Origin of the sequence: Estrella lausannensis (assembly GCF_900000175.1) — a bacterium.
Classification (GTDB): Bacteria; Chlamydiota; Chlamydiia; order Chlamydiales; family Criblamydiaceae; genus Estrella; species Estrella lausannensis.
In genome coordinates, this window is the sequence record NZ_CWGJ01000012.1 from 219,127 (window position 1) to 233,651 (window position 14,525).

At 48.3% G+C, this 14,525-nt stretch carries 10 protein-coding genes and 1 tRNA gene; 9 read left to right on the forward strand and 2 right to left on the reverse strand.

The genetic code is table 11. From position 1 onward, the window contains the following. Positions 1–640 precede the first annotated feature (640 nt). The 8 genes from ELAC_RS05965 to ELAC_RS06000 all read left to right on the forward strand — a co-directional run bounded on the left by ELAC_RS05965 (position 641) and on the right by ELAC_RS06000 (position 8,823). Positions 641–711: transfer RNA gene (locus ELAC_RS05965), tRNA-Cys, on the forward strand. 72 nt (positions 712–783) lie between these two features. Beyond that, positions 784–1,599 (forward strand): 16S rRNA (cytidine(1402)-2'-O)-methyltransferase, encoded by an 816-nt coding sequence (gene rsmI / locus ELAC_RS05970; protein WP_098038372.1) that lies wholly within the window; start codon positions 784–786, stop codon positions 1,597–1,599. Between the two features lie 263 nt (positions 1,600–1,862). Beyond that, positions 1,863–3,113: an OmpP1/FadL family transporter gene (locus tag ELAC_RS05975; RefSeq protein WP_098038373.1), complete on the forward strand. Its 1,251-nt coding sequence runs from the start codon at positions 1,863–1,865 to the stop codon at positions 3,111–3,113. Positions 3,114–3,359: 246 nt separating this feature from the next. Continuing rightward, positions 3,360–3,587 (forward strand): hypothetical protein, encoded by a 228-nt coding sequence (locus tag ELAC_RS05980; protein WP_098038374.1) that lies wholly within the window; start codon positions 3,360–3,362, stop codon positions 3,585–3,587. Positions 3,588–4,022: 435 nt separating this feature from the next. Beyond that, entirely contained in the window at positions 4,023–5,618 is a 1,596-nt protein-coding gene (gene groL, locus ELAC_RS05985) for a chaperonin GroEL (protein ID WP_098038375.1), read from the forward strand. 220 nt (positions 5,619–5,838) lie between these two features. Further along, complete coding sequence (locus ELAC_RS05990; RefSeq protein WP_098038376.1) at positions 5,839–7,119, forward strand: ABC transporter substrate-binding protein; 1,281 nt, start codon at positions 5,839–5,841, stop codon at positions 7,117–7,119. Then, positions 7,116–8,114, forward strand: a complete 999-nt coding sequence (locus tag ELAC_RS05995; protein WP_143406453.1) for a FecCD family ABC transporter permease — start codon at positions 7,116–7,118, stop codon at positions 8,112–8,114. The genes ELAC_RS05990 and ELAC_RS05995 overlap by 4 nt, the downstream gene beginning before the upstream one ends. Continuing rightward, a complete protein-coding gene (locus ELAC_RS06000; RefSeq protein WP_098038378.1) occupies positions 8,107–8,823 on the forward strand; it encodes an ABC transporter ATP-binding protein in 717 nt (238 codons plus the stop codon). Before ELAC_RS05995 ends, ELAC_RS06000 begins: the two co-directional genes overlap by 8 nt. 317 nt (positions 8,824–9,140) lie before the next feature. Here the strand turns inward: ELAC_RS06000 and ELAC_RS06005 are convergent, their stop codons facing one another. After that, entirely contained in the window at positions 9,141–10,523 is a 1,383-nt protein-coding gene (locus ELAC_RS06005; RefSeq protein WP_098038379.1) for a DUF1254 domain-containing protein, read from the reverse strand. A gap of 237 nt (positions 10,524–10,760) precedes the next feature. Here ELAC_RS06005 and ELAC_RS06010 point away from each other — a divergent pair, with 237 nt between their 5' ends. Then, positions 10,761–12,839 (forward strand): hypothetical protein, encoded by a 2,079-nt coding sequence (locus tag ELAC_RS06010; RefSeq protein ID WP_143406454.1) that lies wholly within the window; start codon positions 10,761–10,763, stop codon positions 12,837–12,839. Here ELAC_RS06010 and ELAC_RS06015 read toward each other — a convergent pair. Next, positions 12,836–14,227, reverse strand: coding sequence for a sodium-dependent transporter (locus ELAC_RS06015; RefSeq protein ID WP_098038381.1), 1,392 nt, complete (start codon positions 14,225–14,227; stop codon positions 12,836–12,838). The genes ELAC_RS06010 and ELAC_RS06015 overlap by 4 nt on opposite strands. Positions 14,228–14,525: the final 298 nt, after the last annotated feature.

Genomic DNA, 14,525 nt, shown 5'->3' on the forward strand with positions numbered 1-14,525 from the left:
AACTTTACAGAATACCGAGCCTTCGGCACCCGGCAGTGTATAGTTGTTTAAATCCTGGCGCCTTGGCCACAACTTGAATTCATGTAAAAAAATAAACTTACGCTCTGCCGTTCGCATTAGTTAACAGAGTTTACGGCACTGCGTTTATACCGAATGCGTCTCTAAATTTGATTTTGGATAGAGAGTAATTTCTCGTGATAGACAGATCGCAAACCACCTATTATTAAAAATATAAGGCAACTTACAACCTCAATCCCAAGGCTTTCTTAAAGACAAAACCCCAAATTTCGAGACGCATTCGGTATATTTTTCACTCCAAGATAGAAATAGCATAGACGATCACTGCTTTTCGGTAAAGAGATATGCAGGCAGGGAACCATCCTCGACTCCCCCTTAGATCCATGCCAAAGCGCCATGCAAAAGAGCTCCCGCACGAAGTCGCGGCATATACACAATACCACCTGAGACCGCCCACAAACCGTTAAAAAGTGGACACCCTTGTCCAAGCACATTGTGGCAGAAACCTGCGAACATCGCACAGAAATTTAACACAAGATCATTATAGTCAATCACATTTGATCGATCGACTTTTTCCTTGACCCTCAACATTAATTTCAGCTATAAACGTGCCTTCTTTTTCGGTGGTATAGCCAAGTGGTAAGGCAGAAGCCTGCAAAGCTTCCATCCCCAGTTCGAATCTGGGTACCACCTAATGACCTGCCTTTCATCTCTGATGAACGCGCTCTTCCTAATCAGAAACACCTCAAAGGCAACCCTCCTTCAATGCTTTATCTGATAGCGACACCCATAGGCAATCTGAAGGATATTACCCTTAGGGCTATTGAAACACTCAAAGAGTGCGATCTTATCCTTTGCGAAGACACTCGCCACTCCTCTCACTTGCTTGAGCATCTTGAGATTAAAAAACCCCTGATCAGTTTTCACCAGTTTAATGAAGCAAAACGGGAAGAAGAGGTTCTTTCGCTACTCCGCCAAGGAAAGAAAATTGCGCTAATCAGCGACGCAGGGACTCCTGCGATCTCCGATCCGGGTGAGGCCTTGGTCAAGAGGCTGAGACTTGAAGGAGTTCCGGTATCACCCATCCCCGGCCCCTCCTCCGTCATAACAGCCCTCGCAGCTTCAGGACTTGGCACCATCCCCTTCCAATTCCTCGGATTTTTTCCAAGAACCCAGCTTGAAACAAGAAAAACACTCGCTGCCATTGCTCTTTTTGAGGGCACCTCCCTGTTTTTTGAATCTCCGGAAAGATTATTGCAAACGCTGGAAATCCTGTCACATGTTGGAAGCGACTGGGAAATCGTCATCGCCCGCGAGCTAACCAAAACTTTTGAGGAGTTCGTGAGAGGAACCCCCTCAGAAGTGCTGGAGAAATTCAAAGGCCGCAAGATCCTGGGAGAAATCGTTGTCCTGGCTCGGCCAGCGCAGACGCTTTTACAGAAAGAGCTCGAAACAATGGACGCCAAAGCTCTTGCCGAACAATTGCAGGAACTCTTTGACTTGCCTTTGAAAGACGCCATCAAGATAGCCGCTTCCTGGAAAGGCATCTCCAAGCAAAACGTCTACAGGGAGTTTACTTAAAAACACCTCTCCGGAAGAGAAGATGTCGCACCCAAATTCACATTGATGTGGACTTTTCACATTCTTTAGCGCCATCGAACACTTGAAAAACAGTGCTTTTTTTCTAAATTTCATTTACAAAATCACATATGTTTCTGTATGTGTAAAACGAACAGCGGTATAGAAAGATTTTATCGATAGCAACTATAGGAGAAAATGAATGAAGATACGTAAACTTGGCTACTTCCTGCTAGGGGCTGTAGCCACATTGACGCCGCCGGCGCTTGACGCTGCCGGCGCAGCAATCTGAAGCGCTGCTTGCAGGCGTCAAAACAACCGGAATGGCCGCTACAAGCGTGTCCTATCCGGTAGACGCATTTGCCGGGGCATATAACCCTGCAGCCATCAACCTTCTTCCAGATAGACTTGACTTGGGCATCAGCTGGGTTCAATTCTATCAGCGCACCAACGTCCACGACAACGCCAGCGTACTGAACATCCTGTACCCAGACAACCCGTTGAACGGCTCCCGCAATGCCGCAAAGACTCCAAACGTCTATGTACCCGAATTCGGTATCAACAAGCACTTCTGCTTCGACTGGTGCGGTAAACCCATCCACCTCACGACAGGACTTGTTAGCTACAACAGAAACTACCTGAAAACGACCTACGGAAAAACGATCACACTGTTTGGCACAAGCAAACCAGGTCTTGAGTACATCCACCAAACAGTCGCTCCTATGCTGGCAGTCAACTTCTGCGAACAGCATAATATCGGCGTTTCGTTGAACATCAACGTTCAGCGCATCAAACTCAACGGCTTGCAGAACTTTGATAACGCGAACTCCTCCAGCTCACCAGGCAACGTAACCAACAGAGGCTACAACTGGTCAACAGGTGTAGGCGTAACACTTGGTTACCTGTGGCAACCTACAGATTGCTTCCGCGTAGGCGCATCCTGGACGCCAAAAACCAGCAATCCTCGCTTCAAAAAATACAAAGGATTCCTGGCAGACAAGGGCAACTTCCCCACTCCGATGCGTTTCCAGGCCGGCCTCTCCTACAACATCTGGAGCTGCCTGGCTGTTGCGTTTGACTACGAATATGTCAAATGGCAAGACGTTCAGCACTTGAAGAACCACTTCCTACCCAACCTGTTCGAAGCTCACTTAGGTGACAAGGGTGGCGCCGGACTTGGATTTAAGAACCAGCACTTCTATCGCTTTGGTGTAGACTACACACTGAACGAATGCTGGGATTTCAGAGCAGGATTCCGTCACGCCAACTGCGTCATCCCCTCTTCGGATACAGGACCAAACCTCTTGACATGCGACTTAGTTCAAAATGTCTTGACGCTGGGAACAACCTACCACATCAACGCTTGCAACGAAATCTCAGTACTTTACGCTCATGGATTTGAGAAAAAAGTTAAGGGCAAGGACTCGATTCCTGAAAACCAGCCATTTGGCGGAGGAGAAGTCGACCTGAAGCAATCGCTCAACGTATGGGGCGTTTCCTGGGGTATGAAGTTCTAACCTGAAGACAGGTAGAACGAATGAGGAGCCATGCTCTCCGCCAAGGAGAACCATGGCTCTTTTTTTCCCTGCAAACCTGTAGATCAAATGAAGCTCAAAAAGCAGCTATAACTCAGCAAGACGAACGCTCTTGCAATCTTTCACATCTGAGGGGCTCCCAGCACCTCCCCTTTCTAGATACTTTCGATGTACAACAATACTCTTTCTGTTTATGCTTTAGGCTTTCCTCATTAAGCAAGACCAGGCATGAAAAGCATTAAACACCTAATCCACCCCTACATTTTTGTCCTGAAAGAGGGTGCTGAAATCGAGCAAAATCGGCTAGATTACACTTTAGTCATGCTGAAAATCACACCCGCAGAGCACTTCCCCTCTCCGGCAGACACCTCCGCTGCGCCTGAGTCTTTGAGCGTCAGCAGCAAAACACTGCCACCCCCCCTAAAAAGAAGAAAAAAAGAGCCTGTTGCGAAATAACGCTCCCACAGCCTACGGCCACAGGCGGCAACTCCTAACATTCGGAGTGCAGAGAGCTAAAATAGCCTCATTTCCGAAAATTAGCAAAAGACTTTAGAGATTGCTAATTCAGCAAGAAAATCCCTTGCCTCTTTAGCTCTTTTTAGCCTACAATGCCTCTATTGCCTGACCCTATAAATTTTCAAGGCGCGCCATGCCGATGCCCCGTGTTTAAGAGACAACTGACGACTCCGTATTGCACCGCCTCTGACTCTGAACTGCGGCAGCTTTCACAGCGGCCAAATCCCTGAAGATCTATAAGGCCCGGCAGGCAGCCGATGCAAGACGTTGCCAGGCAATGCAAGTGAAAAGTGGAACTCCAGCAATTTTCAGTTCCATAAAGGGTTAAAATTTCTATTCGTACCGGAAAAGTTACATAAAACCAGGAGAATGAGCATGTCGACCACTGCGAAAGACATCATCTTTGAAGAAGAAGCGCGAGAGAATCTCTTGAAAGGGATTAAAAAACTGACAGACGCGGTTGCGTGCACCCTTGGACCGAAAGGGCGTAACGTCGGCCTCGAAAGAAGCTGGGGCGCCCCATTGATCACTTCGGACGGCCGCAGCATCATCAAGGATATCACGCTGAAAGACCGTTATGAAGACATCGGCGCCTCCATGGCAAAAGAAGTCGTTGAAAAAATTAAAGAAAAAAGCGGTGACGGGACAACGACAGGCACCATTTTACTGCTCGCCATGGTTGAAAACGGGATGAAACACATCAGCTCCGGCTTAAGCCCCATCACTCTGAAGAGAGGAATGGATAAAGCGACAGAGGCGATCATCAAGCACATTGAGAAAAAAGCCATCGCTGTCAAGAGCAGCAAAGAAACAAAGAATATCGCGACTGTCTCCGCCAGCGGCAACGAAGAGATTGGCGCCATGATCGCAGACGCCATCGAGAAAGTGGGCAAATCCGGAGTCATCACGATTGAAGAGGGAAAAGGAACTGAAACCACGATTGAGCTGGTTGAAGGGATGGAATTCGACCGCGGCTACATCAGCCCCTATTTCTGCACCAACTTAGAAAAGATGATCGTTGAGATGGAAAATGCCGAAATCCTGATCAGCGACAAAAAAATTTCCAACATCCATGAGATCCTCCCCCTACTGCAGCATACAGCAGCCACAGGAAAGGAATTGCTGATCATTGCCGAGGACATCGATGGAGACGCTCTCTCCACTTTAGTCGTGAACAAAATCCGCGGCACATTGAAAGTTGCGGCCATCAAAGCTCCGGGATTTGGGGACAGAAGAAAAGCGATGCTGCAAGATATCGCCACTCTCACCGGCGGAACGCTAATCGCGGAAGATGCCGGACTCACCCTCGACAAAGCAACTCCTGAGCAGCTTGGAAAAGCCGACAAAATCACCATCAGCAAGGATAGAACAATCATCATTGATGGCAAGGGCCAGCCAAAGCAAATTGAAGCCCGCGTTAAACAGATCGAAGGAGAGTTGGAAAAAACAACCAACACTTACGACAAAGAAAAACTCGAAGAGCGAAGAGCCAAGCTTTCAGGTGGCGTGGCCGTTATCCGGGTCGGTGCGATGACAGAGCCGGAAATGAAGCAGAAAAAGCAGCTCTTTGAAGACAGCTTGAGCTCCACTAAGGCCGCTCTCGCCATGGGTGTCGTTCCCGGTGGTGGCGTAGCTCTCCTTGCAGCCGCCGAGGCAATCAAAGCCCTCAATCTGCAAGGCGAGGAAGCCATTGGCGCCGACATTATCGTCAAGGCATGTCAGGCCCCCCTCAAGCAGATCGCTGAAAACACCGGTTTTGACGGCTCTGTGGTTCTCTCCGATGTGCTTAAGGCCGGAAAGAATTACGGGTTCAATGCGCTGACGGAAAAGGTGGAAGACCTCCTTCAGGCTGGTGTCATCGATCCGGTTAAAGTTGTCATCAACGCTTTAACCCATGCCAACAGTGCGGCCGGCATCATCCTCATCTCCGAGGCTCTGATCGTCGACGCCGAAGATGATAAGGACGCTTAAGCCACCGCCTAAGCCAACAGAAGAAAAGCCGCTTTTCAAGCAACTGTCTTGAAAGCGGCTTCTTTGCTGAAACGCTCTTTTTTAGTGATTGGCAGCCTGTAGTCAGAATCTAAGAAGAGATCATCCTCACCCACCCTCAATGTCAAAGAGCATAGAGGCCAGACCCAAAATTTTACTCGGATAAGATTCGGGATGAGTCTTTCCTCGCAAGAAGCAGCGGATGTTCACAAGACCTATAGCCACTTACACGATAGCCTTCCTATTGATCTTTTCATGGTGGATGCTCGCCTTTCGCCTGCACGAAGCGGATGAACCCAAGTCCATCATTCACAAAGGGAGTGCGGCGCACTCGAGAGAGCTTTTGATCCATGAGGAGACAACCTGCCAACTGGTGGAAAAAGAGGTGCTGAAGAGGGCTCTTTTTGGCGACACTAACCTAATGGCCGAGCTGATTCTTCGCTGGGACATCGAAGCTAAGATCCTGGAGAAGGATGGGGTTAAAGGAATTAAGAGACTTTCAGATGATAAACTGATCGAAAGCCAGAAAATAGCACGTCTCCTCCATGTCGGCCGCACGGAAACCTCTTCCTTCAGTTACCGATCCGATGAAATGTCTGTCGTTATCGACGATATGGGATCGCCCTTTGATCTGACCTTAAAAAGAGAAAAAATTCTGCCTCAGACATACATGGCGGCAAGCATCCTGCTGGCACTGAAAGGACAAGAGAGTATCATTGCCCTCCCCAAAGGCCTAAAAAAGCAAAACCACATCTATCCGAGCGAACTCACAGACAGCATTCCTCTTGAGTTTGACAGATATGCCAGCGAAGCGATCTGCACCCAGCAGCCGGATATAGCGTTTGTATCGAAATACTACTCCAATCCCTCCTCGATCGATCTCTTACGCTCTCAGGAGGTGGACCTCTTTTTCGTCAGAGATATCAGTTCCGTGGAGGATCTGCAAGAGGCGATCAACGACATCAGCGACGTCATTGGAGAGCCTATGAAAGGGCGCCTACTGAAGACATTTGTCGAAGCTGTATTTATCGCAATCGACAACTGGAGAACCGGCTGCGGATTTTCTCTGCAAGGGAAGAAAGTGATGGCTCTGACTTACTACAACCGCTTTTTTCTTCCAGGAAAGAAAACCCTGACCGATCACCTTCTCAAAAGGATGGGCGTTGATAACTACGCAGCCCTCCTCCCGCAAGACCCGCGCCTTGAGAGCTTCTCTGTACCCATTACGGAAGAGGAAATTGCCTACTTCAATCCGGATTTGATGATCGTTTTAACAGACAAGCCGTCCGAGATGGAGAAGCTGCTTTCAGCGCGTCCCTTCTTAGATGAGATCACGGCAAAAATTCAAAATACCATCTCCTACATTTCCGAAGACATCCAGCTGACGCCTTCGCAAGTGATCGCCCTGGCATACCTCGACCTCAACGCATCTGTCGTTAAACTTTTTCAAAGAGAGACGTCTGCAAAGACGGGACAGCATTGAGTAAGTCATCCCTATATTGCCTAATTTTAGCGCTCATGCTCCTTCCGGTAGCCCTCTTCTCCCTCTATCACGGAGACATTCCCTGGAAGTTTGTAATGGAAGGGGTTCAAAGGCGCTTCGCCGAGTCCTCTTCACAATGGAATCCGCTCCTTGACGAGAGAATTCCAAGGCTTATTGTGCTTTTATCTACTGGCGCCTCTCTTGCCCTCTCTGGCCTCGTCATGCAAGCGTTGTTTCAAAACCCGTTAGCTTCTCCGAGCGTTCTGGGTATTTCGTGCGGCGGAAGCCTGCTTGTCGTTGTGGTGTTCGCTCTGGACTGGCACCTCTACTACCCCTATGCGGTGCCTGTAGGAGCGGTTATTGGATCTTTCGCAACACTGATGGCCGTCTATTTTTTCTCTTACCTAAAAAGAGAGGATATCATCCCCAACCTGATTCTGACAGGCATATCCATATCCACGCTCCTGATTGCCATTCAAGGAGTCATCCTTTATGCTTTAAGAGACCACTGGAGGCTCATGCAGACGATCACCGAATGGGAGGCGGGATCTTCGGTGGATAAGACATGGCAACACGTCCACATGCAGTTGCCGCTGACTGTCGTCGGCCTGCTGATCGCTTACAACTACAGGAAAGAGCTGGACATACTCTCTTTAGGTGATGAAGAGGCACTGAACCTTGGAGTCGATGTCCAAAAAGTACGCTTCAGGCTCTTCGTATCGGTCGCCCTGCTGACCGGCGGCGCCCTTGCCGGAGTCGGTATCATCGCATTCTTCGGATTGGTTCTTCCCCACTTGACCCGGCGCCTGATTGGACCAATGAATGCCGACTTGGTGCCCATCAATATCATGGGAGGAGCTTTTGCTCTCCTTGTGATGGATATGCTGCTGCGCTACTTCCACATCCAGTCGCTATCCATCGGGAATGTGTCGGCCATATTAGGAGGATTCTTTTTCCTAGCCCTCCTCTTTGGCCAAAGGAGAGCCTATGCCTGAGTCTACCCCCCTCTTAGACATCCGCAACTTAAGCTACACAGCGAAGAAAAAAAAGATCATCAAATCCATCACATTCGCTGTCCACCATGGAGAAACCCTCACCGTTTTAGGACCCAACGGATCGGGAAAGTCCACCTTGCTGAGACTGATCGGGGGCCTCATTACGCCCTCTGCCGGCGACCTCTTCTACCGGGGAGGTGATTTGCATGCCATGCCGCGGAAAGAGCTCAGCAAAACAGTCTCCCTAGTCCCGCAAACTCCTTCTGTCCAATTTGAATTTTCAGCCGCTGAAATCGTTTCGATGGGAGCTTTCGCCAGTTCAAAAAAGCTCGATCCCATTCAGCTGGAAGATGTGATGACACGGCTAAAAATCTATCATTTAAAAGACATGCCGATTCAAAGCCTGTCGGCCGGCGAAAGACAACGCTGCTATATTGCCAGGACCCTGCTGGCAGACAGCCCCTTGATGATGCTTGATGAACCGATGTCTTTCCAGGATGTTTTGGGACGCAATGTTCTAAAGGAAGAAATCAAGAGGCTCAAAACCGCTTGCAAAACCCTGATCATCACCTCGCACGACTTCAATTTCGTAAAAGCCTTAAGCGACCGTTGCTTGCTGCTAGACAAAGGAGACGTCAAATACCTAGGCCGCCACGAACCCCTGTTCGCGGGAGACCTCATTGCAGAAACCTTTGGTATCGACTCTTAGAAGCCTGTCCTAAACTGCAATCGGATGATTTACCTGCCGAATTGAGTCATACGCCTCGAAAAATTTTCAGCATACCAATCCAATATGATATTTTTTTTCGAAGCGTATATACCGAAAGTGTCTCAAAATTTGGTTTTTGGCAAAGAGAAAGCTCTCGCGATTGAATGATCGTAAGCCACCTAATATTAGAAATATGAGGTGGCTTACGATCTTTCAATCCCGAGGCTTTCTCAAAGCCCCCATGCCAAGTTTTGAGATACTTTCGGTATAACTCCATGGAACAGCAAAGCATACTGAGATAAATTGTGGGCAACCTCTTACTGAGAGCTTGCGACAGCCGGAGGGTGCCAGCTGTTCTCGAGCACTTGTTTCTGAGGTAAATAAAGCCGCAGCATCACAAAAAATTTCCCTTCGGGCACCGGAAGCCAGTTACCTTCCTTATCAGTGCCAGGATATCTCTGCGAAAGGATAAGATCCAAGGAGCCATCGAAGTTGTAGCGTATATCATCTTTCGATGAATAGGAATGGCGATTGATCTTATTGCGGACAAGTTTTCCCTGCTCATCGTACACCGTGATCGACCACATCCCTTTGACGGGGGGCAGGCGCTCTTTGGAGAAGTGAAGGATGTAGGTGTCTTTACCCGTCAGTTTTCGACGCAGCTGATCTTGATCTGTGATCAGATAAATCGACTCTCTTGGTAAATTCGCCCCAAGACCCACTTTGGCCATGTGGGCCCTTTGTAGATAGTCGTCGCCAAATGATCCTGTACTTAGGGTATATGTCCAGGTATTGTCCCAAGCCTCCGTCTCATGACTTCTGGCAGCGATTTTATCAAATGCCGTCTTCTTCGCGCCTTCGATGGCTGCGATAATCCTGGTTTTGAAAGGAGGAGTGGTGTAGTCCTTTCCTGGTACGATCCCTATCCTTTTAAACCTGGAGAGGTAGGTGTTCTTCTCTCTTACGGGGGGATTGGACTGAAGAAGCCCGGCCAAAATTTTAAAATACTCGTCGGCTTTCATCTTCTCGACACCCGCCACTGCATCGGCCATCTCCTGCGGTGAGTAAACGATATCGACCGAGGGAAGAGGAGCCTCTCCTATGTGGGACAGGGGTTTCAACTCAATCTGGTCCTGAAGGGCCCTCACATGCTTTAAATCCTCCTCTGTACCGCTAGTGAAGAGCCTACCGGGAATGAAGACAAGGTTTGTCGGCGACTTCACCTCCACAACGCCTTCTGGAAGTTTTCCATGCCACTCGGGACCGGTGATCAGAAACTGACCTCCCTCCCCGCCGACTCCTGCGATCGCAAAAAACTCCTCATTCCAGGCGCCGATCAAGGGGAAAAGAAATAGGCGCCCTTCAATTTTTGGAATTTTCAACAGATAGGGCTCATCTTTGAGGTCTACCCATGCGATTGAATAGAGAAGATCGAGGTTGGAAAACGGTCTCTGCGGAGTATCTGCGTCAGGCAGGGTACGCATGTGCGATAGCTGACCCATGGTTGGCTTATCTACTCCTGCTTCACCGGATGCGGTCATCGCTCTCCTCGCCATTTCCATCATCACAAGGGGATAACCTAAGATGTATGCTTCTTCGGCATAGACGGCGGCCTCCTTCTCGTTAATCGTTTCCATGGGCTCGGCAAATCCCACGCCCGTCATCAAAAGGGCAAGCATAACTCCAGTGGCTTTGAACATCGAACGCCTCCTATATGTAATAATTTTTTTATATAGCACGAGAGCCCCGCCGATCTCAACAACTACAGATCAGGCAACCGCCTTGTCGAGGTAAATGGTTGCCACACATGTTTAAAAATTTTTGTTTTGCACTTAAACAGATAGCAACACAAAACAAACAAAGTTTTGAAATAAAACAAAAAAATGATATTATATTCATTTAAATAATCATTCTAACGCAATAAATACCCGAAATTTATGACAATTAGTTTTGACCGCTCCCTTTGCCAGGATAAAGCTGACGTTATGGAAGATTTGTCCGGGGCTTTACTGCTGCCGCTTCGCGTTGCTTTCGGTCGGGTCTTTACAATAAGCAAAGACATGACGGAATTCAGTCAGAAGAAATTCAATCTAGTTACCCGAGTTGTCACTGGAATTTTGTTTACAGCGCTGCTCCCTGTCAGCATCCCGCTGGCGTTTATTGGCTTTGCCCTATCCAAACTCTCCTCTTCTTATTCTTCGATCTATGGAATCTATATGTCTTCCCTAAAGCAAAAAGAGGCTGCCCGGTTGATTCAACCTGAGGAACGTTTTGTTTTGGAAGCGTTGCACAAAGGACCTTTGACAAAGCAACAAGCAGCCTTCGCCCTAAGCGCAAAGACACTCGCCCTGGAACTTCAGGGTGGAGACGAGACGAAAAAACTCTTCTGCGTCAGCCGTTTCATCAAAAAATCCAAAAAATTGGAGAACGAAAGAGCCCTCTTGGACCTGAAGAAAGCCCTTACAAAAATTGTGGGAGAGGAATTGGCCGAAGAGTGCTCTAAAGACCCCGGTATCGTCGGCCAAGATGTCCTCGAAAACAGAATCCTTCTGACAAAAGCGCGGCACAATCTGGTCATTCAAAAAGTAAAGGAGATGCACAAGGATGTCGCATCCATCAAAGAAGCGCTTCCGCAACTTCGAAGCGAACTCAAAGCTCATCTTCCCTGCAGCGAAGAGGTCGTACAGAAAATGCACCCTGAATTTTCCGGTTTGCCCCTGATTGCTGGTAAGACTGGAGAAGAATTAATCCAGGAGTACAACGGGATCATCAACCAGGCGCTTATTGAAGCGGAGATCAAACTCAAGAGAAGGCATCGCGGCGGAGCCCTCGAAAGAGTAGTGCTTCAAAATCTGGGGTATCAGATCAGCGGTGATTACGACAATCTTGATATTGCCAAGGAAGCGATGACAACCATCTACCAAAGGCTGTCCAAAAAGGGGGAAATCACAAAGCCGACAGCGGAATTCCGCGACAACTTAACACATTTGGCGACAATGATGCGCTATCGGCTGGCAGGAGTCCCTGAAAACCTCTGCATGGCCGCGCACGGAGTTATAGAAAGAATTAAAGGTCTGGACTGCACCTTGGCCGATCTGATGGTCACCCCTTTTAAGGAGCTGAAAGACAACAGGAAAAATATTCTTGAGCGGCTGCAAAACAAACTCCCTAAGGCTTATGCAAGGACAGAGGTGAGAAAGCAGCTTCTGCTTACGCTGACAAAAAACAGCCGTCGCAATCAATTTATCAACGGATTGAAGCCCCTCTTCGATTCAAACCTGGATCCAGATCAATTGCAAAGAGAGCTGGAAAAAAGGTGTGAAGCCTTTGTCGAATCTGTGAAATTGCATCCAGACGTGGATGAAAATGCTATCGAATCCGCTCTCAGGCCTAACCTGGAATTCTACCGTCTCTTTCTTAAGCCAGGTGTTAATGTAGTGGAATACAGCCAAGGAGAAGACGGCCTGGGTACAGTTCTGGGAACGGGCGTTTGCATGATGATGTGCTACGAGCTTGACAAAGAGCTCATCAGGGCCCCTGAGACCCCATTCGAAACACTGCGATTGAATCAAATCGACCCGCAGGTGCGGTACAACCATGCCATGTACAAACTGCATTTTATTCAGCAGCCCATCAATTCTTCCGAAATCCCTGAGCCTGTCTTGAAGAAAAACAACTTACACCAAACACAATTTATGAGGCCTTGCGGTGCGACTTTAGAAGACATCGAACGGATGTTTTCAAAAATCGAGCAGCATGCGGAAGAGTTGCATAAATCCAATCCATCCCTAGAGATCGGCTTTGAGTATAAAGACGGCGGGCACGCAGTTTTCATCCGATTTGACAAAGATCTGGGACGCTACATCTTTCGGGATCCCAATTACCTGACCGCCGAATACATGACGAACGATCATGCGAAAGGGATTTCCTGGCTCAAAGAGATCCTGAGCGTACTCCTTTTAAAGCTATATCCGACGACAACAGTGTTCGCCGCGACGAATATTGCGCCTCTCTAAAAATAGCTGCGGATGAAGGCCGCTGCCTGCTCAACGTCGACAACACCGCTTTTCTGAAGAAGAATCAAGGTGATACCGAGCGGACAGACATAGCGGATAAAAAAATGCCAAGGTGCAAAAATCCAGGTAAGCTTAGTCCCTTTCAAAAATTCCTCCCGGACAAATTCCTTATCCAAGGCCCAGCCTGAGTAAATTGAAATCAGCAGCCCCCCTATCGGGAGCATCCATACGGACACAAGATCATCGATCGTCTGGAAAAATGTTTTACCATAGATCAATCCCCAGTTTGCAAACAGTGTGTCCGAACCAGAAAGGGCACTCGGAATGCCGAACACAAAACAGGCAACACCGACCGTCAGTACTGCTTTTTTCCTGGTCCATCCATAAAGGTCCATCAAGTTGGCCGAAACAACCTCGACGAGAGCGATCGAGGAGGTCAGTGCTGTGAAGACGAAGAGGGTAAAGAATGCAGTCGAAATGATAATTGCTCCAGGAAGTTTAGAGAAGAGCAGGGGAAGAGTTTTGAAAACAAGTCCCGGACCTCCCTGAGGAGTTGTTCCAAAAGTGAATATAATCGGGAAGATGGTGATCGCGGCGAGAAGTGAAACACAGGTGATGGAAATACCTATAATTCCGCCGTTCATGGGAACATCTTCGTTCTGCTTCATGTAACTTCCGTAAGTCAACATGATGCCCTGCCCCAGGCTAAGTGTGAAGAAAGATAAGCCAAGGGCCTCAAGAGCCCCCGAGAAATTGAATTTACTCATATCCGGGTAGAAGATAAAACGCAGCGCTTCGCCAAAACCGTCCAGTGTAACGCTGTAGAGGCAAAGCCCCAGCATCAACACAAAAAGCCCCGAGGTCATGATGCGGCTCCAGTATTCAAGTCCGTGTCTGACGCCGGGATAGACGACGGCCACTGTCAGCGCCGTGAAGACAAAATGCCAAAACACGGTGATATCGGACGAGTGAGAGAGTGTGTTAAACATCGCTTCTATTTCAACAGAGCTCTTACCCTCATAAACCTGGTTAAGCGACATCAGCACATAATTGAGGCCCCAGCCGGCAATAACGCTGTAGTATGACATGATTAAAAAGGAGGCGGCAACACCCAGCCATCCCGCGATCTTCCACTCATGCCGGGTCGGCAAAGCCTCAAAAATTCCGACAGCGCCCCTCTGAGCTTTCCTTCCCAGAATAAGTTCTGCGACAAACACCGGCATACCGATCAGAAAGATGCAGGCAATGTACATGAGGACAAAAAGGCCGCCGCCGTTTTGTCCGGTCACATAAGGAAATTTCCACAACGTCCCGAGGCCGATGGCTGATCCTGCCGCTGCAAGAAGAAATCCGACTCTAGAACTCCAGTGCTCTCTCTGTTTATGCATATGTCCCTTTCAGTTTGGCGGCAAAGTTGCCTTTGTACGTAAAGTGTCTCGAAATCGGGGATTTTGGCAAAGGGAAAGCTCTCTAAAAAATTGAAAGTTTGCAAATCCCCTTCCATTTCTACTCTATGGAGGACTTATTATCTACCAATCCAGAGGCTTTCTCAAAGCCCTCATGCCAAGTTTTGATAGGCTTTCGGCATGTACGCTTCGAAAAAATTTTCAGCATATTAATCCACTATGGAGATTTTTTTTCGAAGCTTATAACTAAATTCAGCAGCAAAGCATACCGGTTTAATTT

Excerpts from the sequence above, each read along its gene's own strand:
- groL (WP_098038375.1), top strand. The coding sequence starts at position 4,023 with ATGTCGACCACTGCGAAAGACATCATCTTTGAAGAAGAAGCGCGAGAG.
- ELAC_RS05980 (WP_098038374.1), top strand. The coding sequence starts at position 3,360 with ATGAAAAGCATTAAACACCTAATCCACCCCTACATTTTTGTCCTGAAA.
- ELAC_RS06015 (WP_098038381.1), bottom strand. The coding sequence starts at position 14,227 with ATGCATAAACAGAGAGAGCACTGGAGTTCTAGAGTCGGATTTCTTCTT.
- ELAC_RS05990 (WP_098038376.1), top strand. The coding sequence starts at position 5,839 with ATGTTCACAAGACCTATAGCCACTTACACGATAGCCTTCCTATTGATC.
- ELAC_RS06010 (WP_143406454.1), top strand. The coding sequence starts at position 10,761 with ATGACAATTAGTTTTGACCGCTCCCTTTGCCAGGATAAAGCTGACGTT.
- ELAC_RS06005 (WP_098038379.1), bottom strand. The coding sequence starts at position 10,523 with ATGTTCAAAGCCACTGGAGTTATGCTTGCCCTTTTGATGACGGGCGTG.
- ELAC_RS06000 (WP_098038378.1), top strand. The coding sequence starts at position 8,107 with ATGCCTGAGTCTACCCCCCTCTTAGACATCCGCAACTTAAGCTACACA.
- rsmI (WP_098038372.1), top strand. The coding sequence starts at position 784 with ATGCTTTATCTGATAGCGACACCCATAGGCAATCTGAAGGATATTACC.